This window comes from Aerococcus urinaehominis (assembly GCF_001543245.1).
Lineage (GTDB): Bacteria > Bacillota > Bacilli > Lactobacillales > Aerococcaceae > Aerococcus > Aerococcus urinaehominis.
In genome coordinates, this window is record NZ_CP014163.1 from 114,137 (window position 1) to 139,083 (window position 24,947).

Here is a 24,947-nt window from a genome sequence, read left to right on the forward strand (position 1 = left end):
GACTAGGTTAAACTAGCCAAGTCAGTCTATTTTAACCCTCTTTCGAGTGCTTGTAAATATGCTATACTGGGAGTAATTTTTTCTAGAAAGAAGGATGGGATTTGAACAGCCATTTAAAAAAATATTGGCCCCTATACCTAGCAGGCCTACTTGTCGTATTAATCCAAAGTTTGGTTTACTGGCAATTAAATATTGTTCCTTTTGGTGAAGTCACTCTTCTAACAACTGATCTAAAGGGCCAATACATTAGCTTTTTTGCTTACTTTAAAAACGCCCTAACTGGGCCTGAAAGTCTAATATATTCCTTCTCCAAAACATTTGCGGGTAATATGGTAGGCTTGACCACCTACTATTTGCTTAGTCCCTTAAATTTGATATTTTTGGCTTTTGATCTGGTGGACTTCCCGTTAGCCGTGACTTTGCTTACCTTGGTTAAGATGGCTGGATTAGCTATTAGTATGGCCTGGTTGGCTCGTTTTTTTCAAGCACCTAAATTTGGTCAGGTCCTAGCAGGTCTAGCCTATGCCGGGTCAGCTTATGTTGCTGTTTATCAGCAAAATATTATGTGGCTAGATACTTTAATATTAGTACCCCTAGTAATCGGTGGTTTAGAGTTGCTAATGGCCGGTCACAAGCCCTGGTTATACTTAGTCAGTTTATGGCTAGTTATTTTAAACAGTTTTTATATGGGTTATATGGTCTGCCTCTTTAGCCTTTTATATTTTACATGTAGTCTGTTGACGACTTGGTTTAGCAAAAAACGGCACCAACAGATGGTTGCTAGCGAATGCCGGCGGGTGATAGTGACCTACCTAATGAGCTCAATTGCCGCGGGCTTATTAGCCGGAATTACGTTAATCCCAGCCATTCTATCGCTCAATGGTGGCAAGGCGAGTTTTCAAGCTAGCCAGCTCCTAAACTTTTGGCTTTTATTTGACCCGCGTGACTTACCGGGGCAATTTCTGCCCCAAGCCTACCAGCTGGGAGATATTAAGGATGGCGGCCCCAATATCTATGTTTTTACTGGTATGCTTAGCTTGGCATTGCTAGGGCTTTTCAACCAAGCCCTTGCGCGCACTGATAAGTTACGGTTTAGCCTAATGGGCTTATTCCTCCTAGTCAGTTTGGCCTTAACCAATCTGTCCCTGATTTGGCATGGCTTTACGCCACCCACCTGGTTCCCGCATCGTTTTAGCTACTTATTAGTTATCATTATTATCCTACTAGCTTGTCTGCAGTTGCGCCACTGGCAGGTTAGGGCGGGCCACTTGTTATTAACTAGTGTGATTGTTCTTGCTATCCCTGGTATGGCCTACCTTGCTGGTTGGGGGATAAGTCATGAGCGTCTCTGTTTTTACTGGATCAGTCAAGGGCTATTTTTAATGCTTTTACTAGCTCGTATAATATTAGTTAACCCGCGCCAGCGTTTCATACTGGCCAGTTTGATTTTACTAGTTGCTAGCCTAGAAATTGCGGTCAATAGTCATGCCAGTCAAAGCCAGATTGAATACCTCGAACAAGAGAAATACCTAGCTACTATTCAAAATTATCATCCTGCTATGCAGGCCTTAGCGCCTAGCCAGGATGATTTTTATCGGGTTGAGCGTGATGATCATTTCTCTCAAAATGACCCCTTACTCTTAAATTATCCCGGCCTATCACATTACTCATCAAATGAGCAAGAGTCTAACTTAGCATTTATGAGCCAACTTGGTTATACCAGGACCAGGAATTGGGCTGCTTATATGGCAGGTTCTAGTTTAGCTGCTGATTCATTCATGGGTCGGCGCTATCTTCTGACAATAAACGACCCGGCCAGCCGACCCTTGGAAGGCTTGAAAAAATCAGCTTGGCCTCAGTCCCAAGATAGTTTGCTGGAAAACCCTTATGCTTTTCCCTTGGCTTTTCTAGCGGCTCAGTCCGGTGATAATATTGATTTAAGCCGGGTTGATAGCAACCAAAACCAGTTGACTCCTGAAAATATTTGGCCATGGCAAAACTATTTATTTGCCTTGACAACTGGCCATGCAAACTACTATCAGGATCTTGCAAGTGATGACCTGGTCTATGAAATGGATAATCTAACGGTTACGGACCAGCAAGGAACCAAGCTTTATCAGAAAATTAACCCTGACCGACCAGCTAGCCTAACCATCCATTTCCCAACCCTAGCAGGCGATCAATTGAACTACCGTTTGTTGGGTGAGACAGGTCAGGTCTGGCAGGTTTTCCACAATGGCCACCTCGCCCTTACTAAGACTAAAAATATGAACCAGGTGACTCAAACATTAGCCGTCAGCGAGCAAACCCCAGCCTACCTGACGCTAGTGCCTGAAGATGAACAGTTTCAGCTAGCAGATATACAGCTGGCTAGTTCGACTACCAATCAATTAGCCAAGATGGCAGCTTATGCTAAGAGCCACCAATTGATTTTAAATGAGCTAGGTCCGACTACTATTAAGGGACAACTCAAAGCTGGTGATCAACCAGGAGACTTGGTAGTCACCATACCTTACGACCGAGGCTGGCAGGCCCAGCTTGACGGTCAAGACCTGACAGCTTATGCCTATGCAGGCCATTTGCAGGCCTTTAAAGTTCCTAAACAAAATGGCCATCTGACCATGACTTATCGCCCACCAGGTTTAAGACTGGGCCTAGTAGTTAGTCTAATTGGTCTAGGAATCACTGCAGGTTTATTCCGTTGGACCAAAAGCAAGCAATTATCCTAAAAAAATTTCAATAGGAATGTGCTAGCAATTTAGCTTGCTAAGATTAATTATATTGACCTGGAGCTCTTTCATTTTTAGGTGGCCTTGGGTATAATGATTGCAAATAGTTCTGGCACTTGGCTTAGCCTGGGTCAGGTAAAGGAGTCGTTTATGTATTGTCAAAATTGTGGCCAAGAAGTGCCAGCAGAGAGTAATTTTTGTATCCATTGTGGTCATGCCTTGAAGGATGAAGGACAAGCGGTGGCTAATCCGAGCCGCTTTAACCAGGCAGGGGCCAAGTTCAGCCAGGTTTCTCAAGATTTGATCAATCGCGTAGACCGCGTTACGGGCGGGAGTGGCCAAGTAAAAATTAAATTTAGTGATTTATTTACTGAAATTGGCAAACGTCATCAACGTGACGAGGTTGATGAAATCTTTACCGCTGGTAGTCGGTTAACCACACCAGCTCCGGAAGATATTTCTAAAGAATGGCCGCGACCATGGTATTATTCCCGTATTTTTATTGTCCTGATGCTAGTAGCCCTAGCCCTTTATGTGGTCACTGTTAACATGGATAATATGATTACCCTGCCAGCCCTGCTTCTAGTTGGGGCCAGTGTCACCGTTTTGCCAGTTGTATCATTCTTTTTTTGAATGTAATTCGCCGCGTAATATTTCTTTAATTACTGTCTTTGAAATATTTGCAGTTGGTGGGGCTTTTTCTATTTTAGCCACCATGTTTATCTTCCTTTTTACTGATGGTATTGCCGTAAACTCCGAGAGTTTGTTGAGTATTTTACTGGCAGTAGTCGCCGAGGAAGTGGCCAAGGCCTTTTTGACCCTTTATTTTATCCGTCGTTATGCCGACAAGCGCTATATTCTGAATGGCCTCTTGATTGGGGCCGGAGTAGGGGCTGGTTTTGCTGTTTTTGAAACGGCTGGCTACGGCTTTTACGAATTAATGGAGACAGGTTACTATGAGAGCTTAGTTAATATCCTCGTCATGCGTGGTGTTATGGCAATTGGTGGCCATGTGGTCTGGGCTGCCATTCAGGGAGGTGCTTTGATGCTAGCCCTCAAGGCCATGGGGGTAAACTTCTCTTGGGCAGCACTCAAGGAGCCAGCCTTCCTACGTTTTGCGGGCTTGACTATCTTGATGCATTTTATTTGGAATTCCAACCTCTTTATTTTACCACTGCCGATTATCATGGATTTAAAATATATCTTATTAATTATCTTTGCCTGGCTTGTTATCTTTATCCTAGTTAACCGTGGCATTAAAGAAATCAACCAGATTACCCTCGACTACCAGCCAACTGAACTCACAGCCAGTGATGCGGCCGATGAATCAGTTGCTAAGCAGATAATTGATTAAACCCATACCTTAATTGACTTAAATAGGTTTATAACCCCCAAAAATTACCCTTCTGGAGGATTTTATGAAAAGAGCATTAATTGTTGACTCAACTGCTAATATTGGTGAGACTTTGTTCAACCATCCTGATATTTACCAGGCAAACTTGACTGTCCACTTCAATGGTGAGGAAGCGTCCTATGTTGACACTTGGGATGAAGCACGCACCAAAGCCTTCTATGAAAAGATGGCGGCAGCCGACCATATCCCAACTACTAGCCAACCAGCTCCTGAAGATTTTATCAAGGCCTTTGAGGCAGTGGTAGCTGCTGGTTATGAGACGGTCTATGTCCTCACTGTCGCCTCACAAATTTCCGGAACCTTCCAAACAGCCTCTATGATTAGTAAGGATTATGAAGACCTAATTGATATCCATTTAGTGGACTCTGGCACTTCGAGCTATGGCATGAAGAATATGGTAGAACACCTAGTGGCCTGGTTTGAAACCGATATGACCAACCAAGAAATTGATGACCAGCTGGCCAAGCTAGTGCGTGAAACATACGTACTAGGAGCCATCCATAACCTGACCAATTTCCAAAAAGGTGGCCGTATTAGTCACTTGGGCGGTAGTATCGCAGGTTTATTTAAGGTAGCAGGCCTCTTCTCTGTCCACCAAGGTAAAATTGATATTGAAAAAGTTACCCGCGGCAAGCAAAGGGTACGTCAAGCCCTGGACCAAGCCATCGATAAATATATTTCAAATCATCCGGGTGCTTTTCGTTTAGCGGTTGTCCACTCTAATATCGGTGAAGTAGCCAAGGAGAAGGCTCGCGACTTACGGCAACGCTTCCCCCCAGCCAAAGATGTGGTCATTGATAATCTAACGATTGTCGTCGGTACCCAGCTAGGTGAGGACATATTAGCTTATATCTACTTGCCTTATCTTTTGACATAGTCCTTTTTCATAGGTTGCTTAGTTAAATAATCTTGGTGATAGCAAAGATCGAAGTTTTAACTTCGGTCTTTTTTTCTAGTTTATTTCACTTAAAAACTGTATTATGGATGATTTTTTAGCTCAGCTAAGGTATGCTAAAGGGGTAAACGGTTTCAAAATAAAAGGAGGTACAAGATGTTTGATTTAAGTGGTCAAGTGGCCGTTGTCACCGGGGGCGCTAATGGCATTGGTGCTGGTGTGGTCCAGTGCTTGGCGCAAGCTGGGGCTTATGTAGCCATTTTAGATATTGATCAAGACAATGGTCAAAGGATTGCTGCACAAGTAGAAGGAGATTTTTACCAGCTCGATGTAACCGACCATGAGGCTACCTATGAAGTTTTCAAAATGATTGCTGAAAATCAGGGGAAAATTGATATTTTAGTGGCTAATACCGGCGTCTATCCGGAAGTGATGTTGGCGGATGTTAGTGAAACAGACTATTACCACACTACAGATATCAACCTAAAAGGTATGATTTATGCCACTCAGGCTGCTGTTCATTATATGAAGGAGCAGCACTTTGGCCGCATTATCCTCATGTCTTCAATAACTGGTGATATTGCTGGCTATCCAGGTGGCGGTATTTACGGCGCAACCAAGGCTGCTGCTTTAGGTTTTATGCGCAATATTGCAGTAGAATATGGCCAGTATGGTATCACTGTTAACGCCATTCAACCTGGTTTAATCGCTACTGAGTCATTGAAGGCTTTGGGCGCAGTCCAAGGGGGCGAAAAGTATATTCCAATGCAAACCCTAGGGCAACCAAGCGATATTGGGGCTGCAGCTGTCTTCTTTGCTTCTAAGGAGGCTGCTTATGTCACTGGTCAAGCTTTAGTGGTAGATGGGGGACAAATTCTCCCTGAAACACCTAACAGTCTGCCAGACTAAAAATAATATATAACATTCGAAATCATCAAGGGCCTGGGATATAAATTCCGGGCTCTTGCTATTAGATGTAAGCGCTCAATATGGTAAAATATTGATGTAAAGCTATTTAAGATTTTTAAAAGGAGGTTTATCATGGAATTGCGTAGTCATTTTCTTAACCAACTGACTAATCAAGAGGTTGAGGACTATCTAGACCAAGATGATGTCATCCTGGTACCTTTTGGACCAACCGAGGTGCATGGCGGCCTGCCCTTGGATTGTGAAACTGTCGTTAGCCAGGGCTTGGCACTGCTTTTAGCTCAGCGGGTCAACTGTTTGGTGCTACCTAATATTCCTTATATTTATTCAGGGGCGACCGCCAGCGCCCGGGGTACCATCCAGCTGACAGTAAAGGAATCAAGTAATCTACTATATGGTATCGCTAAAAGCCTATTGCAATCAGGCTTTACCCGGCAGATTTACTTTTCCCTTCATGGACCGGCCCATATTCCTATGCAGCCGGTAGTGCGAGACTTTTTCGATGAAACTGGGGTCGGTATCCTATATATCGATATCGCTATGGCCCTTCACCGGTCAGGCTTGTTTGAGGGGCCAGATATGCTAGCCAACTTTGACCGGATGATTCTAGCCGCCTATCAATTGCAAGGACGTTTAGCAGAGGTGCCCTTGACCACAGCATTTGACCATGAATTTCCTAATGATAGTGGTCAATTTAGCTACCTGAAAAAACAAGCCTATGAGAGTGGGGCCATTGGTTACTACTTTGGTGATTTGGGTGAGCATATGCCGACCACTGCGATTCCAGATGAAGCCACCCGTCAGCGCCTAGCTGAAGAGGGCTTACCTATGCTAGAAAAAGTTGTTGACCTGAATGATTTGCCACGGATACTTGCTGAAATGAACATTCATGCTGACTATGTAGATAGGGTTTTAAGTGAGCGTCCTAATAGTCCAGCGGCTTTTAACCAGGGGCAATGACCAGCTAGCCAAAATAATGATAGTGGTCGGCCACCACGCCAATCGCGCTACCGGCAAAAATGTCCTAAAAAAGGCGGGATGCCTCCAAAAATGTGGAAAAAAAGCGCTAATTGCATTTGAGATGACTAAAAGAAGAAGTATGTTAGACTAACGCTATTAAAGGAGAAGGGAATTTTTATGGCAATATTAGTAACAATTGATTATCGTGGCCAAGCGGGCAGTGCCCAGGAATTTGCCCATGACATGCTCGAAAATGGTATTGTTGACCGCATCCGCCAGCAGGCTGGTAACCTGGCCTACCAATATTATCTGCCTTGGGATGACCAGGATGTGGTTAGGCTGGTCGATGTTTGGACTGACCAAGCCGCTATTGACCGTCACCATGCTTCCAGTATGATGGCTGAGATCATTGCCTTGCGGGAAAAATATGATCTGACCATGACTGTTAACCGTTACCAAATTAGTGAAGACCAGGTCCCAGATAGCGACCAAGCCTTCATTAGAGCGTAAAAATAGAAAACCCCCTAGCTAGCTACCACTTGCTTGGTAACGGCTAGGGGGTTTCTAGTTAATCTGTAGCTAGAAAGGCCTGCATGCGCTTGATAAAATCTTTGAGGACAAAAATGCGGGCATAGCGCTTGTTATTGCCTGGGACTAGGGTCCAGGGTGCTTCGGGACTAGAGGTATAGCGGACCATATCATTCATGGCACCCTGGTAGGCAGCAAATTTCTCGCGGTTGCGCCAGTCTTCATCAGTAATTTTGTATTGCTTGTCTGGATTTTCCTCTCGGTCCTTAAAGCGGTCGTACTGTTCGTCTTTATCAATTAAAATTAGATATTTTAAGACCAAATAGCCCTGGTGGACCAAGTTGTGCTCCATCTGGTTGATTTCGCTATAGGCTTCTTGGACCCGGTAGTCAGGGGTAAAGCCTTCCACCCGTTCAACCAGGACTCGGCCATACCAGGTGCGGTCGAAAATAGTCATGCGACCGTGGCTAGGAAAATCACGGTAGAAACGCCAAAGGTAGTGGTGGTCTGCCTCTTCCTGGTTAGGGGCGGCCGTTGTGGCCACGTCATAGCCACGTGGATCCATGAGCCGGGTCAGCCGCTTGATATTGCCACCCTTACCAGCGGCATCATGGCCCTCATAGGCTAGGATTACACCCTTGCCTTGGCGGTAAGCCTGGTAGAGGAGGTCACCAGCTTCTTTTTGCAGCTGGTCTTTGATTTCATCGTAGTCAACCTTGTCGATATGAGCGGTTAAATCAACCTGGTCCAGGGGTAGGTCACCAGTGACGGCCTGGTTAAAATCAAACTGGGGTGACCGGCTTAAGTCGGTGTCTAACCACTCAGCTAGGCGGTCTATGCAGATTTGCAGGGCCAAACGGGACTGGTCTTTTTTACCAGTTACATGCAGGACCTGCCAAGGGGTATCCGCATAATTGGTCCGGTTGAGGATATCGATAAAATGCTGGCGGTAGGCCTGGTAGTTGTCTAGCTGGTCATAGTCCTGGTCTGACAAGAGGACATCGCGGTAGGGGTCTTTTTCTAATTCCTTAATCCGTTTAGCCATCTCTGCTTCAGTATGATCAATAAAGAATTTCACTACCAGGGTATTATCATGGTGGAGGGCTTGCTCAACAAAGGCAATATCCTCAATTAAATGGGCCAGTTCCTGGCCCTGCCAGTCTAAATTATGGAAGAGGTCATAATAGAAAGACCGGTCAAAGAAAACAATTTGGCCACGGCGGGGTGCCCGCAAGAAAAACCGGCGCAGGTAGGGAAAGCAGCTTTCATGGTCTTGGGCCTGGTCAAAGGTGGCTACCTCGTAAAACTTGGGGTCTAATTCCCGGGTTAAATCTTTCAGTAAATAACCCTTACCAGATGACTCCCAGCCATCGACAATAACCAGCATCGATTTATCGGTGTCCTGGAGCTGGCGGTGGAGTTTGGCAAATTCCTCGCCCAGGTCAGACCGCTTGCGGTCGCTTAAAGCCGGATCTATTTCTTGGCGTTCAATGAGTTCTGGAGCTAGCATGATAGAGCCTTCTTTCTATATTAGGAATACGCTTACTTTTTACTTATTATAACGAACAGGGTGACTCTTTTAAAGTCAGGTCGTTTGTAGCTAGGCTAGTTTGATAAAATATGATAAATTATTAGGTGAAAAGAGGGATTTGATGCATGTCAATGAGCCAGTGGTTTATGAACTGGACTATAAAAGCCAAGTATTTGACCACTTTAATAAAGACCTGATACAAGCTGATGACCAGGAAGTTATTTTAGAATATCCAACTGTATATATTATTAATGATAAAGCGAGTCGTAAATTTAATGTGTATATTGGTGAAACCAATAATGTTATTCAACGGACTAGGCAACATATGGCTGATCAAGAAAAGGTTTCCTTTTTACAGTCTCCGTCCAGTAAAATTTATTTAATCGGCCACGATATGTTTAATAAGTCGCTTACTATGGACATCGAAAACCGCTTAATGCATTATATGGTAGCTCTCGGTAATGTAAAAAAAACTCTATAATAAACGGATTAATGCCCAAAATAAATATTACACCTCAGCCTATTTCAACCAAATTTTTGATAAGGTCTGGGAAAAATTAAGAGAAAAGAATGCCCAACTATTTCCTATTCAATCTGTGGTTAGAGACTCAGCTATTTTTAAAGCTTCGCCCTTTCATAAGCTAACCGATGAGCAGCTAGCGGCTCAGCTAGAAATCTTAACTGCCATTGAACAGGTCCAAGCCAAGCAGTCTAGCCAGGGACAACTCATTTTAGTTGAGGGAGAGGCAGGGTCGGGTAAAACAGTCCTAATGTCAAGCCTATTTTACCAACTCTTCCAAGCAGCCCTTGATGAGGATAGGCCGTTTAATAGTTATTTGCTAGTAAACCATGACCAGCAGGTAAAGGTCTATCAAGAAATTGCATATCGTTTGGATATCAATAAGGAGCGTAAAGGTAAGTTTGTTAGTAAGCCAACAGCTTTTATCAACGGGAATAATCCTGATCAACCTGTTGATGTCGTTATTGTTGATGAAGCGCACCTATTATGGACCCAGGGTAAGCAGTCTTACCAGGGTGAAAACCAGTTATTAGACTTAATCGAACGCGCTAAGTTGGTTGTAGCAGTCTTTGATAAGCAACAAATTATGTCAACCGAGCAATACCTGCAAGACAAGGATATAACGGCTATGGAAGACTATGCGAGAGAAAACGGAAAGCTGATTGAACTAAAAAATCAGATGCGGATTAATGCGAATGCGGAAACAGTCGCTTGGATCAGAGCCTTAGTAGATGAACAAATCATTGATCCGATTCCAGAAGATGACCACTATGAATTGAAAATTTTTGAAAATCCATGTGATTTAGAAGCAGCCATTAAAGTTAAAGCGCAGGACCAAGACAGGGGAATATCTAGAGTGATTGCTACCTATGATTGGCCTTATATTGGCGGTAACCCCCCAGAAAATCAAGATCAGTGGATGGTTGAAATTGGTTATACGGATGCTCATGGTAACCATCTAACCTGGGCCAAACCTTGGAATTACCAAGTAAAAAATAAAAAGCGGGGGACAGGTCATCTATCGTGGGCAGAGCAAGAACAAACTATTAATGAAGTTGGTTCAACTTTCAGTGTACAGGGCTTCGATTTAAATTATGCCGGCTTAATAATTGGTCCCTCAGTTAAATATCGTAACGGACGTCTTGTTTTTGATCCATCAGCTTCCAAAAACAAGAAAGCAACTCGGAATCGTACCATTGATAAAGTAAATAAAATCAGTGTAAATCCAGCTGAAGAACTCTTGCGTAATGAATTAAACGTACTGATTACACGAGGGGTCAATGGTCTCTATATCTACGCGGTAGATGACCAATTAAGATCAGCCCTGTTAGAAGCTGCCAAGCAACAAAGGCCCTTATAGCATACAAAATCAAGGAGGTTATTATGAATCCAGAATTAATGAATGCCATCAACAAATTCCGTGACGACCGTGATTGGCGCCAGTTTCATAATGAAAAGGACTTGGCCTTGTCCATTTCACTTGAAGCAAATGAACTTTTAGAAATCTACCAATGGAAGTCAGCTGAGGAGGGCAACCAAGACCGCGAACACCTGGCTGAAGAACTAGCTGATGTCCTAATCTACAGTCTGATGCTGGCTGACAATTTAGGCTTTGATGTTGATGAAATTATCCAGGCTAAATTAGTTAAGAATGCACAAAAATATCCGGTTGAAAAGGCGAAAGCTAGCCGTCGTAAGTATAACCAACTCTAAGCTGGTGAGCTTAGAAAAATATAAATAAAACACATAAAAAGCACCGCCGACTAGATAAAATAATCGGCGGTGCTTTGTGTTATTTGGCTAATTGGAGAGCTTTTTGGATATCTTCTAGCCATGATTGCCCCTTGTAGACGACAAAAACATAGCGATCTTCAGTAGTGGTTACCATAATATGTTGGCTAATTTTCATGTCCTCGATTAATTCAACCTGGCTAATGGTATGAAGGGGAATCTGGTAGACCTTGATATCTAAATTAAGGTGATGGGGGACAAAGTAAAGGGAGTGATCAGTTAAGATGAGATGGCCTCCACTGGCAGCATTCTGCTTTAACTTATTTGGTAAGAGATGTCTCATCACGGCAACTAACTTAGAGTCGTGGTTATTATCCTGGTCGGTAAAGTAGTTGGCTTGGCCATTACGTATAATGTTTTCTCCTTGGGCGATGTGATGGCCATATATTTCAATGCCTTCATTTGTCATTTTTAATTCCTCCCATGAATTTGACAGATATATGTGACCTTACACTTATATTTTAGAGCTTTGATAGACAAGATACAATAATCCAGCTTAGCAAAAAGCACAGCTACTTTCGTATAAAGTAGCTGTGCTTTCTTATTTCACTTAAAGTTTCTTGTCAAATTATTGGACATTGTTGAGCGTAGCCGCTGCAGTTTCATTAGTTGCCGCAGGCTGGCTATTTGTTGGACTAGCTGGTTCAGGTGTGGTTGTTGCAACGTCGGCAATGACCTCACCAGTAGCTAATTCACCTTCAAGTGTTTGAATATCTGCTAGGGCTGGACCATGATTAATGCTTGTATACATGTCTTTTTGTTCTGTTAAGCGTTCATCATAGCTTGCAAGCGCATGAACTGGTGGTGTATCAGCAGCATTAGATCCTTGGTAATTGTAATTTTGTGTCCCGTAGTATTGCACAACAGTTGCCCCGTAGAAGCCATTAGCATCAGCTTCAGGCGCTAAGTAGACGCCAGTTCCCACTTGATCCCATCTGCTATCTAGCATTTGGCGACGGTGACCACGGTTAGGGGTATTGACATCACTAAACCAACCATTTACCACATTCTCAGCGACTTTATCAGCATTAGCTGCATCCAAATTAATTGGGAGAGTTTGCGCAAAGCTAGCTAAGTTGGCTAAAGCATAAGGTTGACCCTGTGGCACTAAGACAGCATTATTCTGTTTAGGAGCTATCTGGGTAATATAGCCAGCGTCTAATAGGTGTTGGCCATCATATGCATGAGTCAGGCCTCGGTTATTTTCTCCTAAGAATTGCGCATTGGCGGCCCCAGCTTGGTTAAGCAAGTTGTTACTTGCTGTCGCCGGTAAATTATTAGCACGACGTAAATTAGCAACTAAGTTGTTGACACGGGCAGCTACACGCTCATTAAAGGCCTTATAGGCAGCTAGGTCATAGACACCATGTTTGGTTGGTGCCGGCTCCGGAGTAGGTACCGGATTTGGTGTTGGCTCTGGCTCCGGAGTAGGTACTGGATTAGGTGTTGGTACTGGTTCCGGAGTAGGTACTGGATTAGGTGTTGGTACTGGTTCCGGAGTAGGTACCGGATCTGGCGTTGGGTCTGGATCTGGGGTAGGCACTGGATGCGGTGTTGGTACTGGTTCAGGAGTCGGCTCTGGATTCGGAGTAGGGACTGGCTCCGGCGTTGTTTCTGGTTCAGGCGTAGGCACTGGATTCGGAGTTGGTTCTGGCTCTGGAGTAGGTACTGGATTAGGTGTTGGTTCCGGATTTGGTGTACTTGTACCCGGTGTTGGCATCGGTTCAGAGTCTGGAGCCGTTGTCCTCTGGTCAGGAGTCGGCTTAACAGTTGGTGTTGTTGTCCCCGTATCAGGAGTTGTCGCACCCGGATTAGGGGTTGGAGCAGGCTCTGGCGATGGTTGCGATGTCGGCGTAGGAGTCGGTGTAGTTATACCAGGATTTGGTGCTGGTTTAGTGGTAGTGGTAACCGGTGCCGAACTACCGGTATCTGCTTGTGATTGCGGTTGAGTGCCAGTGTTGGTGTCTGTTTGGTTAGGTCCTTTTTGACCTTGGTCACCTGACTGGTCTTTAGCTGAGTTACCAGCTTGGTCATTCTTAGCTACATCTTGATTTTCAGTGCCAGCAGGACTAGTATTTTTGTCGTCTTGGCCTGACTGATGCGCATCATCATTTGAGTGGGTATCATTGCTGGCAATTTGCTTACCAGCTTGGTTTTCTTCAGTCTTTTTATTGGCTTCACCAGTAGCTGGATTAGGAACAACTGGCACAAGCGGATTTAAGGCCAAGTCTTTGTCAAGGACTGGACTAGGATCAAATGGTGTGCCTGGTACTGGGCTGCCAGCAATCGGTCCAAAGGCATCCCATAGGGGTGACTGGGCATTCAGCAGTGGGGCCAAGCCAGCAGCTGGACCGACCACAGCACCGGCTGCCAGCTGGTCTAGCATATTGTTGATGCTGGAAACTAAGCCTGAAATGCCCTGTTCAGCATCCACCACACCAGCTAAAATATCGCCAGTTACTAATTTGTCATCTTTTTTCAGTTGGTTTTTCTCAGCTAAATCAGCAACTTCTTGGTCAGTTGCCTTGGCTAACAGGGCGAGGGTATCGCCAGGTTGGACGACATACACATCTAAATCAGCATCTTTTTGCCGTTTAATATCTTTTTTGACATCATCTACTGTCCGGTCCTTGGCTTCCTGGTCGTCAAGATTTAGGGCCCGCTTGATTTCAGCTTGGACCTGGTCATCTTTAACCAAGTCTGCTTTTTTATCAAAGTTAGCAAGCTTTTCATCCTTGTCGGCTTTAACGATAACAACCTGGTCATCATTATTGGCCGCAACTCGGCTAACACTGCCGACTGCTGCTAGGCTAGTCACTAATAAAACGGCTACCCATGTGCCCTTGACCTTCTTTAAGAGCTTACGGGTTTTCACTTCTTTGTGTGGCTGGAACATAAAAATCCTCCTTAGTAATACATCAGTTTACACTTTATTTAATTATATTAGTTTTTCCCATAAAAGCTAGCCAAAGCTAAAGAAAAGTTTAAGGTAATCGTATATTCCGATAAATAGCCTTATTTTTAGCTAAACAAGTTCAGACTAGCCCATGTATAGTACAAGTTATCCGAAAGCGCTTGAAAATTTTTGGCTAAAGTTTATCCTTAAGAGAGAGTTTGAACGATACGATTTAGCTATTAATAATTTGCCAGCTAGAATAGTCTGATTTAAGGAGTGGGGGATATGAAGAAATTTTTGCAAGGTTTAGCCGGTATCGGCCTGGCTATGTTGGTTGTGAGTTTGTTGGTGGTTGGCCTAGGCTGGTCACTAAATCTAAGGCCAGATCCGACCGACCTGTCTAATAATAGCCGGGAAACCAGGTCAGTTAGTTCAACAAATGAAGAGGGCCAGGCCAAAACGAGCCAAGCAGCGCCAGCTGACGAGCGGCGCTTGTCTTTCTATGGGGTAGGGGACAACTTGATCCACCAGGAAATCTTTACCGAGGCCCAGCAGGCGGATGGCTCTTATGATTTCGATTATCTCTATACTGAGGTCAAGGACCAAATCCAAGCGGCGGATATCGCCTATATCAACCAGGAGACTATTATCGGTGGAGATGAATTAGGAATTTCCGGCTATCCCGACTTTAATACTCCTGAAGACATGCGTCAGAGCGTTGTTAAGGCTGGTTTTGACCTGGTTAACGGGGCCAACAACCACACCATGGACCGAGGTGGGACTGGGGCCGAAAATACTCTGGACCTCTGGGACGAGTATGCTGACCAGGTCATTTATCTGGGTATCTACCGGTCCCAGGACGACCGGGACCGCATCCGTGTGATTGATAAGAATGGCATCAAATTAGCTGTTATGACCTATACCTATGGGACTAACGGCATTCCCCTGGACATGCCCTGGCGGACCAACCTGATTGATGAGGACCCGATGCGCCACGATGTGGCCCAGGCAAAGCAAGAGGCAGATGCGGTTATGGTGCTCATGCATTGGGGTGACGAGTATGCCATGACTTTGAACCAGGACCAAGTCTACTACAGCCAGCTTTTAGCTGATTTAGGAGTAGATGTGGTAGTTGGCACCCATACCCATAATCTGCAAGGCGTTGACTGGTTGGACCGGCCGGATGGCAAGCAAATGCTGGTGACCTATTCCTTGGGTAATTTTGTTTGTGCCCCATATTATCCCATTAACGGTTTAGGCGGCGCCATTAAATTTGATATTGTCAAAACTGACGGCCAAGTCCACCTGGAAAAAGTCGAGCTACAACCGGTAGTCACTCACTTTGACCGAACTAAAGGCCAGCACGGCAACTTTAAAATCTATAATTTACAAGACTATCCTGCTGATAAAATTGCCCTTAATGGCCACCAGCTAGACTACGCCTTTTACTATGACTATGTCAGACAAATGGTGAAGCCAGAATTCTTGAACGAGGAGGTATTGGCAGGCATGAAAGCGTATTTAGATGAATAAAAATAGTTTATTTTTATTTTACGAAAGCGAAAAACTAGCCGCCAGCCATAGAGGGCCGGGGGCTAGTTTTTTTATGCAGTAGTCATCATTGTTTTATGACCGCCGCTTTTATCATTTCGGTGGCCTGGGGACTGATTTCGCTTAAGTCAAACCATAGTCCCCCGTAGCCGGCCGCTAATAAGTCTTCTTGTAAGGCTATCAGGTCTGCGAGTGGTAATTCATCACCAAAACGTGACACCACTTCTTGCAATGAAGCCAATTCAGAGAAATCAAAGCCGGTTTCGGGAAGCATACCGTTATCTTTTAATTCCTGAACATTATAAAAAATAGGGCGCTCATAATCTAACTCTAAACGCGCCTGGTCAGCCCTCATAAACCAGCACGCCGAGCATTGGCAAAGTTGACCGGCGAGGGGATCATAATCTTTGTAGTTAAATTGAATCATACCATTAAGCTGGTGGGGATTATTTTCACCTAGGTCCGAGAACAAAATCTGCTCTAGTGTATAAGAAAAGCTATTACGCCCTTGGCCGGTAAAAGGGAAATCAAGGATATAGCAGTCATAGTCACCAGGCTGAATACGCTGGTCATAATCGAGGCTGGTAAGGTCTTCAGAAATTTTAGGACCATAGTAGTCGTCTTGCAGAGTAGCGATAAAGCGTGCAATCTTTTCTACATCCGGTCTAGAGGAAGCAACAATAGAGAGCGTGCCGTTAACAAGGGTGTCATTTGCCATGATAGATTCCTTTCTAAAAAAAGCATGTGTTAAATAAACTGATTGAAATAGGTGGTAAGGCCTAAATGTCAGTTCGATATCATTTAATTTTGTAACATGCCAAGACATATTTAAGCAAAGTATATCATGAAATTTCTGTGTCTTCTAAAAGGCCTAATTTCATATTTCCATGTATTTTATCGCTTTAAATCTCCATCCTAATATAGGCTAAACCACACCCATAGGCTATAATTAACTTAGAAAGCGGAACCAATCGATAATAGAAAGGGTGTGTAACCAATGCACAGATGGCGTGATCGCTTATCAGCTAGTTTCAGACGTTTGACTAGCAGTGAATTTTTAGCCTTTATCATTTTGATTGCGATGATTTTATTCGCTGGTCTCTTACCTCATGGTCAGATTTTAACCATCGCGGTAGCTGTTTTGATTTATAGCCGGCCGATTTATAAGCTGTGGCAGGCTGGTCTAGTGGCGGTTTCGATAATAGGAACCTATCTCATGTTGCTAGGGGGCTGGGTAGATGAGGGCCGGGTGTACGGCTGGTTGACTATTTTAGGTCTAGTTGCTTTCCTGGCCAAGCATGGGGTGGCAGACAGTCGCCTGGGCCAGCAACGTTTGGTCCATAGTCTGATGATGGCTGGGCTTGGCTTAATAACCCTGGCTTTAACTGCCGTTATCATTGAGCTATTGCCCTTTAGTCTGCCTGACATGCTGGCTTATTTACCGTTTAACCTAGCTATTTTGGTGGCCCTCCTCTATGAGGCTGCTTCTAGTGAGGGGCAGGTCGTGGTGGTTGAGGCGGATAATGCGACCCACCAGAACATAGGCCGTGCCCTCATGATAGCTGGTCTTTTGATAGCTGGTTTAAGTGTGCTAGCTAGTGTGACTGACTGGCAAAGCTGGCTGTCCGCCGGTTCGGCCGGGTCGACTCGGGTGGCGGGGGTGGCCTTCCTAATTGGTTTTATCACTTACCTGCTGCCCAGCCTCCATAATAAATGGCTGATGTGGCTATTAACTGCTTGTTATTTGATGCTTCTAGGACTAGAAGCCAGCCGGAATTATGCCGCGATCTGGGCTGATGCCTGGATCTTGCTGCTGGTATTTCTCTTGATTAAAACGATTTTTGCCCTCAGTCTAACCTATTACTATGGGCAAAGAAAACTAGTCGGGCCTATGCTGTGGCAGCTGGTGCTAATTTATGGCTTACTGATTTACTTCCCAGTGTTTGGTTTAAACTACCAGGTTGAGGCTCGTATAAATGGCCTAGAAATTGGTCAAGCGCTACCAGATCACCAGACTGACCAATATACTGGCTATTATGCAGGTGAATGGACCTATTGGCCAGACGATCCAGACCAATTCCACCCACCTACCTTAGAAAAGCAATCCAGTGGTTCAGTCCATATCCGGCCCGTTTACTACCGCTTGGAAGGGACGGTTAAAGATGGTCAAGTGACCTTTGATTTACAGGGACACAAGTTGTCTAAGGCAGCTCATACGGAAGCTAACCAAATTAAATTCGATGGCCAGCTCTTAGCTGACAACCAGACCTGGTTGCCACTAGATGACCAGAACTACATACTGATTAACCAGGCCAGCATCTATGACTACCAGAAAGCCGCTGGACAAAAACCTAAAATCACAATGGAAATTCAAGCCATTCAAGCTTCATTTGCAGATTAGTAAAAATGGTCCACCCGATTTAAATGGGTGGACCATTTTTTTATTGCCAAAATACAAAGCGATCATTTGGTTTACGGAAGATAGGGTCTTCAGGTTTGATATCAAAAGTCTGATAAAATTCATCTAAATTAGAGGCGGGGATATCGGTCCGGTATTTTTCTGGTGCATGCGGGTCACTGGTTAGCATCATACTGGCCATTTCTGGTCGGTAAATGGTGGCCCAGGATTTGGCATAGGCGGTGAAGAATGCTTTAAGATCATAATCTTCCTTTTGCTTCAGTGCTTCTAAGGCTACCGATAGGCCGGCATTATCAGCAATATTTTCATCTAGGGTTAGTTTGCTATCCACTTGGCCATGTTCGGTTTGTAGCTTATCGAACTGGGCTTGAATTTTTTTAGTTCGCTCCTTAAATTTTTGATAGTCTGCCTCTTGCCACCATTGGCGCAAAGCACCTTGACTATCAAAGTCGGCCCCAGTTGTATCAAAAGCATGAGAAATTTCATGAGCAATCGTAGCGCCAATCGCACCCATATTCTGGCTGTCACTTTGGTCCTGACTGTAATAAGGGGCTTGTAGGATACCAGCAGGCATACAAATGAGGTTTTCACTAGGAGAGTAGTAGGCATTGGTTTCATAGGCTGGCATACTCCAGTAACCTGATTCAGCAGCTTTACCGTATTGACGTAAATCATGGGCGGCCTCATCTTGGGCCATGGTTAGGGTGTTTTCCAAAAGGCTCTTGTTTGGATCTACTTTTAGCTTTTTAGTGCGGTCTTGGTAGGTTTCGGGGTAACCAATCAAGAGTTTGATATGGTCTAGCTTATCAATAGCTGCCTGACGGGTTTCGGGCGTTAGCCAGTCAATTTTTTCCAATCGTTGCTTGTAAATTTGAATCATTTCCTTGGTCATAGCTTCAACATCTGCTTTTGCCTGGTCACCAAAGTAGTTTTTACCAAAATAAACGCCCAGAACTTCATAGAAATGCTGGTCAATTAATTGGTAGGCTGCTTCATTTTGGTCAGGGATATCGACCTGGCCTGTTTTTGCGTTACTAATTTCCTGGGCCATAGTCCGCAGGTCATCATCTAGGTAAGGCGCTGCCTTGACCGCAAAAGTCACCAACATCCAGGCTTTCATTTCTTGGAAATTATCAGGGTTAACTAGCTGGTTGAAATCGGCAAAATATTGACTATCAGTCACATTAGCGGCATCAACCTTGGTATCAAGCATGCCCTCAGCGGTCTTGATTAAATCAAGCGTGCTGGTGGTCTTAGCTAATGCCTTGGGGTCGGCCTCTTTTAATTGGTCTTTGAGCGAGCGGCGCTGGTCAGAGGGGGTTAGGTGGCTAGCGATTTTTTGGTCATAAGCCAAGGCTTGATTGACTAGTTTTTTGGCCTCTTTTTTAGTGTAACCCATCTTAATGAGGATTTTTTGGGCCTGGTCCTGGTAAGTTTTAAGGATTTGCTGGCCCTGGGAATCTTTAGCTTGGTCTTGGTAAAGGCCTGTGTCAGGTAGAATCGTTTGCGGAGCGATTAAACGCAGCTGGTTGGTAGTTGGGTCTTGCAAGCTGGCTCCGGACGTGATGGCAAAGGGGAGGTCGATACCTGAATCAATCCACTGGGGCAAGTCTTTTTTGAAATCATCAAAGGATTTTAGCTGGTTGATTTTTTCCAGGTAGGGCTTAGCTGGTTGGCTGCCATCTTGATTACGGCGGTCAAAATCTCTCGCTTGCTGGTAGTATTTAACCATGGTTTCCTCTTCAGGTGTACTGGTCTTAATCGTTCCTTTGGCTAATTTGACCAAGTCTTCATGAAGGATTTTTTTATTTTGTTGGTCTACATCCGTACTCACACCCGCCATAAAATTATCATCAGCAATGGTCTTCCCTTTTAAATAATCCTGGTTAACCGCATCATATAAGCTAGTTTTGACCGGGTTTTGCTTGTTATTTTGCTTAGATTGACTCTGACTGGTTGGTTTATCTGGTTTGGCTTGGACCAGGGCGGGTAGGGTAACTTGACTTAATAGACTAAGAGATAGTCCTAATATGATTGCTTTCTTTAATTTCATGGCATACTCACTCTCTAATTTTTAATCTGAGCTTGATTATAAACACTTTTGTTCTTAAATCTATAAGAGAGTGGTTAAGAAGTCCCTAAGAAATTTTAAAATCATAAATTTTGCGAGATTTTCTAGTTGCCCAGCCCGACTCAGGAGTGCGTCTGCACCATAATCTGGATAACTTTATCTGGTCAAGGACTATCTTACTAGCACGAGTACAAACTGGACCTGGGTTGAGGCTAACATCAATTGCAAAATAGCATTATATTTAAATAATAACATTTAATCATTTGAATGTAATTTACTATAAATATATAATAGGGATGAGGTGATAATGATGTTAACTACTAAAACACGTAAGCAAGGCAACTCTGTTGTCGTGACCCTGCCAGTGGATGATGAGCATGTGATACAAACTCAAAAAGAGTATATCGTTACTTATACTGAGTCAGGATCAATTATTCTAACGCCAATTATTGCGGACCCTTTTCAGGTTGAAGAAGAGGGCATCTATTACGAAGCAGATGTCTGGGCGGATATCAACCAAGCTGGCGAGGAATTACTTTAATGGCTAAGACAGTTAGAAAATACATACCGGATAAGGGTGATATTGTCTGGATTGATTTCGATCCTTCAGCTGGACATGAGATTAACAAGAGAAGACCGGGACTGGTAGTATCCCGTCGTAATTTTAATCTAGCGACACAATTTGCCGTAGTCTGCCCAATTACCTCCACATTGAAGGACTTGCCGACCCGTTACCAGCTACCAGGTGCTTTAACCACTAAAGGGCAAATTGTGATATCTCAACTCAAATCTTTAGACTTTAACCATCGACGCATCACTTTTATTGAAAAACTACCAGCCAATGATCTCTTAGTTATTGACCAAATGTTAAAATTTATATTTTTCTAAGTTTTAGTTATATAAATGTATTGAAATCGCTTTAAATTATGAGTTGAATTTGTTAAAATATCAGTCAGTAATAGTTATTTATTTCACAAATTTAGGAGGTCATCATAATGACAACTGCTTTCCGTTCACCTAGCCGTTATATCCAGGGTAAAAATGTTTTCCAATCAGCCCATGAATATATTGGTGATTTGGGCGACAAGGTGTTAATTTTAGCTGATGATTTTGTTTGGGATTTAACGGGTAAGGACATTGAAGCCAACTTGACCGAGCATGACATCAAGGTTTGCCATGTGCCATTTAATGGGGAAGCCTCAAACAGCGAGATTGACCGGGTGGCCAAAATCGGTGAGGAAGAAGCATCCAATGTCGTAATCGGGCTCGGTGGTGGTAAGGCCATTGATGCGGCTAAGGCCATTGCTGATAAACTAGGCGCTAGCGTTGCCATTCTACCGACCATCGCTTCTACTGATGCGCCATGTTCGGCCTTGTCAGTTATTTATTCAGATGAGGGTGTCTTTGAATCTTATTTATTCTACGATAAAAACCCTGATTTAGTCTTATTGGACAGCCAAATCATTGCCCAGGCACCGACACGCTTACTAGCGTCTGGGATCGCTGATGCTATGGCGACCTGGGTAGAAGCCCGGGCAGTTATCGAAGCCAATGGCGACACCATGGCTGGTGGCAAACCTACTCTAGCAGCTGGCGCAATCGCGAAACAATGTGAACAAGTTTTATTTGAAAATGCCAAGGCTGCCATGGCCGCTAACCAGGCTCAAGTGGTGACACCAGCCTTAGAAGCAATTATTGAAGCTAATACCTTATTATCCGGCCTCGGCTTTGAAGCGGGCGGGTTAGCAGCAGCCCATGCCATTCACAATGGCTTTACTGCAGTTTCTGGTGACATCCATCATCTGACCCACGGTGAAAAGGTGGCTTTTGGTACCTTGACCCAGCTATTCCTAGAGAACCGTGACCAGGCTGAAATTGACCGCTATATCGAACTTTATCAAGCATTAGCTTTACCAACCACCTTAGCAGAAATGAAGCTGGATACGGCGACACCTGAGGAACTTCTAGAAATTGGCGACTTGGCAACTGCTGAAGGCGAAACCATCCATCAAATGGCGCGGACCTATACGGGCGATGACATTCGCTCAGCCTTCCTAGCTGTCGATGATTATGTTAGAAACTACTACAAAGGCTAATGTTTAAATATCATGAGACCCTGACCACCTGGCCCAGCCAGGTGGTTTTTTATGTTCATAATGCTTTTATACTAAGTAGGTTTGGTGGATGATATCTATCACTTATGATCGCCTATATATCATAGTTTTAGACTATGTTTATTAATTGTTTATCGATATTTTTCTTTTGTCCAGACTGGCACTATACTAGCTTTAACAAAGCAACTAGTAATAGGGGGAGACATTATGACAAACTATTCTAAACATTTTTTAACTGTAGGCTCTTTACTACGTGACCCAGAATTATTAAGCTACCGCAAGGAAATCGAAGGTCGCGATGATATTACTTATCCATTTTACGACGATATTCCAGGCTACAAGGCTGTTGAAGACCGGGCCGTAGCTGATGCCCTACACCAACAACTGGCGCATGGTTTAACTGAGGTTTCTGATGGGGAACAAGGTCGGTCGCTCTGGCATTTAGACTTTGCCTGGGGCCTGGATGGTGTCCGCCGTTATATTAATGACATCGGCTACTTCTTCCATGATGACGGTGAAACTGGTGCCTGCAAGTCTTTTGAAACCCGCAAGGATATCGGTCTGGCCGTAGATGGCAAACTTTCAGGCAAAAATCATGCCTTTATTGACCAGTATAAACGGCTTCAAGAGCTCTTTAGCCAAGAAGAAAACAAGGACTTTGCCCAACTGAAGTTCACCATTCCAGCCCCGGCCCATTTATATGCAGAGTTTTTAGCTAATGAAGCCATCGGGCCTGATAAGTATTACAGTGACCACCAAGTCTTTTTAACTGATCTCGTAGCTGCCTACAAGGAATTTATCAGCGAATATGCCGCACTGGGCGTGAAAATTATCCAAATTGATGATTGTATTTGGTCAATTTTTGCCGGAGATGGGGAAGAGAATGCTAACCTATCAACACTAGATTTAGATGGTGACAAGCGTGACCAGTTGGCCCAAGACTTTATCCGGGTCAATAATGAAGTGGCTGACTATGCCCATGAACTTGGTTTGAAAGTCTATGGTCACAACTGCCGAGGAAACTATGCCTCTCGGTCAAATGCAGAGGGCACTTATGAGGAAATTGCCAAGTATTTCTTAGCCCAATTACACTATGACCGATTCTACCTAGAATGGGATGATGAGCGGGCAGGGTCACTAGCAGCCCTCGCTGTCTTTAAAGACCGGCCAGAAGTTGAAGTGGTTGTGGGTGCCTTATCTTCTAAGAGTGCCGATTTAGATGATCCTGAGCGCGCGCTAGCCCTCTTAGAAGAAGCCAGCCAATATATTGACAAGGACAAGCTCTATCTCAGCCACCAATGTGGTTTCGCCTCTTGTGACTGCGGCAATGAGTTGACGGCGGATAATCAATGGGCCAAGATTGACCAAGGCCATGAAATTGCCTACCAATTCTTCAATGAATAAATTCAAACGATAAAACCCCCCCGCCATGCTAGTGCTTTTGCACTGACTTGGCGGGGGGTTATTGGTTTCATGTTGTTATTAATCGGTTTCGGCTAGGGTTTCCTTGATGACTGCCTGACCATTTTCAGGGATGAGCTGCAGGGTCTTAATGCTTTCTTCTGGATCAAGACTTAGATCTAAAGAATTGAGATAACCTGATACGGCTATAGGCATGCCGTGTTCTAAGCCCTGATCATAACTGGCCTGGTCGAGGGCTTCAAGTTGGGATTTTTGATCAACATAAGGTACAACCTCTAGTCGGGTCGTTTTAACTTGACCAAGGGCCTCTAAGGTCCATAGTAGGTACTGCTGGTCAGAGTGTTGACCAGTGGCGCAGGCATAACAAGTCCGGTGGTCAGCTAGTTCAAGAGCTGAAATTGCAGCCTGACCAACTTGTTTTGCAGTAATATAAGGGTGAACGCCGGTTGCAGCGGGATAGTAGTCTTGGCCTCTTACAACATCGGTAAACATTTTCCAAAGAGGAATTTTACCTGGCATAGTGCCATAAATCCGCGGTAGACGCAGAACGGAGACGGCCATCTGGTCATAGCCCTCAGCCATAGCAACTTGTTCTTGGAGCAGGCGGGTATTAACATAGGGATATTGTTGGATACCGATTTCTGGTCGATCTTGGGCTACTTGACTATAGTAGGAACCAAAGACGACAAATGAAGTTACCCCAGCCTGGCGGGCCAAACGAGCAAGACGTTGAGTTGGTAAGACATTCTGTTCATAGAAGAATTTATGGGCTGGATACTGCGGCACAATTCGCTCATCAACCCCACCTGCATAGATAAAACCTTGGCAGTCTGCCAAGATATTGATGATTTCTTGGTCACTCATTTTAAATAAATCAGCTTGGATAAATTCAAAATGGTCAGGTTGGACAAGTTCAGGGTGTAGGGGATTGATATCAACTGTTTTTACTTGGTAGCCTTTGGCATCAGCAGCCACCAGCGCTTGATAACCTAGATAGCCAGCGCCACCTAATACAAATATTTTTTCATGTTAGTGCCTCCTTAGTAAAGCGGTTACTTATAGGTCAATTATAACCTATATAGCGAGTGCAGCCTAGCAAGTTAAATATCGGCATTCACAGCTAATTTTCATTTAATTTATTTTTTAATAGAGAATAAGAAGCTGTCAGCCTTACTATGA

Annotated in this window: 22 protein-coding genes; 16 read left to right on the top strand and 6 right to left on the bottom strand. The window is 44.2% G+C overall.

Translation table 11 applies throughout. The features are described from left to right. Positions 1-101: 101 nt before the first annotated feature. The 7 genes from AWM75_RS00570 to AWM75_RS00600 all read left to right on the top strand — a co-directional run bounded on the left by AWM75_RS00570 (position 102) and on the right by AWM75_RS00600 (position 7,435). On the top strand, positions 102-2,729 hold the full coding sequence (locus AWM75_RS00570) for a YfhO family protein (protein WP_067977235.1): 2,628 nt from the start codon (positions 102-104) through the stop codon (positions 2,727-2,729). A 93-nt stretch (positions 2,730-2,822) separates the two neighbouring features. Continuing rightward, entirely contained in the window at positions 2,823-3,362 is a 540-nt protein-coding gene (locus AWM75_RS00575; protein WP_082702005.1) for a zinc ribbon domain-containing protein, read from the top strand. A gap of 82 nt (positions 3,363-3,444) precedes the next feature. Further along, on the top strand, positions 3,445-4,083 hold the full coding sequence (locus AWM75_RS00580; RefSeq protein ID WP_067977237.1) for a PrsW family glutamic-type intramembrane protease: 639 nt from the start codon (positions 3,445-3,447) through the stop codon (positions 4,081-4,083). 64 nt (positions 4,084-4,147) lie between these two features. Then, positions 4,148-5,020, top strand: a complete 873-nt coding sequence (locus tag AWM75_RS00585; protein WP_067977238.1) for a DegV family protein — start codon at positions 4,148-4,150, stop codon at positions 5,018-5,020. A 174-nt stretch (positions 5,021-5,194) separates the two neighbouring features. Beyond that, on the top strand, positions 5,195-5,947 hold the full coding sequence (locus AWM75_RS00590) for an SDR family NAD(P)-dependent oxidoreductase (protein ID WP_067977239.1): 753 nt from the start codon (positions 5,195-5,197) through the stop codon (positions 5,945-5,947). Between the two features lie 132 nt (positions 5,948-6,079). Continuing rightward, positions 6,080-6,925 carry a creatininase family protein gene (locus AWM75_RS00595; RefSeq protein WP_067977240.1) on the top strand — a complete coding sequence of 282 codons (846 nt, stop codon included), beginning with the start codon at positions 6,080-6,082 and terminating at the stop codon, positions 6,923-6,925. Positions 6,926-7,102: 177 nt separating this feature from the next. Further along, positions 7,103-7,435 carry a putative quinol monooxygenase gene (locus AWM75_RS00600; protein WP_067977241.1) on the top strand — a complete coding sequence of 111 codons (333 nt, stop codon included), beginning with the start codon at positions 7,103-7,105 and terminating at the stop codon, positions 7,433-7,435. Positions 7,436-7,493: 58 nt separating this feature from the next. Here AWM75_RS00600 and AWM75_RS00605 read toward each other — a convergent pair whose 3' ends face one another. Then, positions 7,494-8,963 carry a phosphate:AMP phosphotransferase gene (locus AWM75_RS00605; protein ID WP_067977242.1) on the bottom strand — a complete coding sequence of 490 codons (1,470 nt, stop codon included), beginning with the start codon at positions 8,961-8,963 and terminating at the stop codon, positions 7,494-7,496. A 100-nt stretch (positions 8,964-9,063) separates the two neighbouring features. Here AWM75_RS00605 and AWM75_RS08900 point away from each other — a divergent pair, with 100 nt between their 5' ends. The 3 genes from AWM75_RS08900 (at position 9,064) to AWM75_RS00615 (ending at position 11,217) form a co-directional block, all read left to right on the top strand. Then, entirely contained in the window at positions 9,064-9,465 is a 402-nt protein-coding gene (locus tag AWM75_RS08900) for a GIY-YIG nuclease family protein (protein ID WP_335338821.1), read from the top strand. A gap of 115 nt (positions 9,466-9,580) precedes the next feature. Further along, positions 9,581-10,864, top strand: a complete 1,284-nt coding sequence (locus AWM75_RS00610; RefSeq protein WP_327020362.1) for a DUF2075 domain-containing protein — start codon at positions 9,581-9,583, stop codon at positions 10,862-10,864. Between the two features lie 38 nt (positions 10,865-10,902). Beyond that, positions 10,903-11,217, top strand: a complete 315-nt coding sequence (locus AWM75_RS00615; RefSeq protein ID WP_067980823.1) for a nucleotide pyrophosphohydrolase — start codon at positions 10,903-10,905, stop codon at positions 11,215-11,217. 79 nt (positions 11,218-11,296) lie between these two features. Here the strand turns inward: AWM75_RS00615 and AWM75_RS00620 are convergent, their stop codons facing one another. Further along, on the bottom strand, positions 11,297-11,704 hold the full coding sequence (locus AWM75_RS00620) for a hypothetical protein (protein ID WP_067977243.1): 408 nt from the start codon (positions 11,702-11,704) through the stop codon (positions 11,297-11,299). A 159-nt stretch (positions 11,705-11,863) separates the two neighbouring features. Continuing rightward, positions 11,864-14,191, bottom strand: a complete 2,328-nt coding sequence (locus AWM75_RS00625) for a CAP domain-containing protein (RefSeq protein WP_067977244.1) — start codon at positions 14,189-14,191, stop codon at positions 11,864-11,866. Between the two features lie 285 nt (positions 14,192-14,476). Between AWM75_RS00625 and AWM75_RS00630 the strand changes: the two genes are divergently transcribed. Further along, the gene (locus tag AWM75_RS00630) at positions 14,477-15,724 is read left to right on the top strand and encodes a CapA family protein (RefSeq protein ID WP_067977245.1); all 1,248 of its coding nucleotides are present in this window, start codon (positions 14,477-14,479) and stop codon (positions 15,722-15,724) included. An 85-nt stretch (positions 15,725-15,809) separates the two neighbouring features. Here the strand turns inward: AWM75_RS00630 and AWM75_RS00635 are convergent, their stop codons facing one another. After that, a complete protein-coding gene (locus tag AWM75_RS00635; protein WP_067977246.1) occupies positions 15,810-16,460 on the bottom strand; it encodes a hypothetical protein in 651 nt (216 codons plus the stop codon). Positions 16,461-16,739: 279 nt separating this feature from the next. On the opposite strand from AWM75_RS00635, the gene AWM75_RS00640 reads away from it, so the two are divergent. Beyond that, positions 16,740-18,143, top strand: coding sequence for a hypothetical protein (locus AWM75_RS00640; RefSeq protein WP_067977247.1), 1,404 nt, complete (start codon positions 16,740-16,742; stop codon positions 18,141-18,143). 40 nt (positions 18,144-18,183) lie between these two features. Here AWM75_RS00640 and AWM75_RS00645 read toward each other — a convergent pair whose 3' ends face one another. Beyond that, positions 18,184-20,214: a M13 family metallopeptidase gene (locus AWM75_RS00645; RefSeq protein WP_067977248.1), complete on the bottom strand. Its 2,031-nt coding sequence runs from the start codon at positions 20,212-20,214 to the stop codon at positions 18,184-18,186. 325 nt (positions 20,215-20,539) lie between these two features. Between AWM75_RS00645 and mazE the strand changes: the two genes are divergently transcribed. The 4 genes from mazE to AWM75_RS00665 all read left to right on the top strand — a co-directional run bounded on the left by mazE (position 20,540) and on the right by AWM75_RS00665 (position 23,750). After that, positions 20,540-20,773: a type II toxin-antitoxin system PemI/MazE family antitoxin gene (gene mazE, locus AWM75_RS00650; RefSeq protein ID WP_412459284.1), complete on the top strand. Its 234-nt coding sequence runs from the start codon at positions 20,540-20,542 to the stop codon at positions 20,771-20,773. Continuing rightward, positions 20,773-21,120 carry a type II toxin-antitoxin system PemK/MazF family toxin gene (locus AWM75_RS00655; protein WP_067977250.1) on the top strand — a complete coding sequence of 116 codons (348 nt, stop codon included), beginning with the start codon at positions 20,773-20,775 and terminating at the stop codon, positions 21,118-21,120. Before mazE ends, AWM75_RS00655 begins: the two co-directional genes overlap by 1 nt. A gap of 107 nt (positions 21,121-21,227) precedes the next feature. Further along, positions 21,228-22,328, top strand: coding sequence for a glycerol dehydrogenase (locus tag AWM75_RS00660; RefSeq protein ID WP_067977251.1), 1,101 nt, complete (start codon positions 21,228-21,230; stop codon positions 22,326-22,328). A gap of 225 nt (positions 22,329-22,553) precedes the next feature. Then, a complete protein-coding gene (locus tag AWM75_RS00665; RefSeq protein ID WP_067977252.1) occupies positions 22,554-23,750 on the top strand; it encodes a cobalamin-independent methionine synthase II family protein in 1,197 nt (398 codons plus the stop codon). 78 nt (positions 23,751-23,828) lie between these two features. Here AWM75_RS00665 and AWM75_RS00670 read toward each other — a convergent pair whose 3' ends face one another. Further along, a complete protein-coding gene (locus AWM75_RS00670; RefSeq protein ID WP_067977253.1) occupies positions 23,829-24,743 on the bottom strand; it encodes an NAD-dependent epimerase/dehydratase family protein in 915 nt (304 codons plus the stop codon). Between the last annotated feature and the right edge of the window lie 204 nt (positions 24,744-24,947).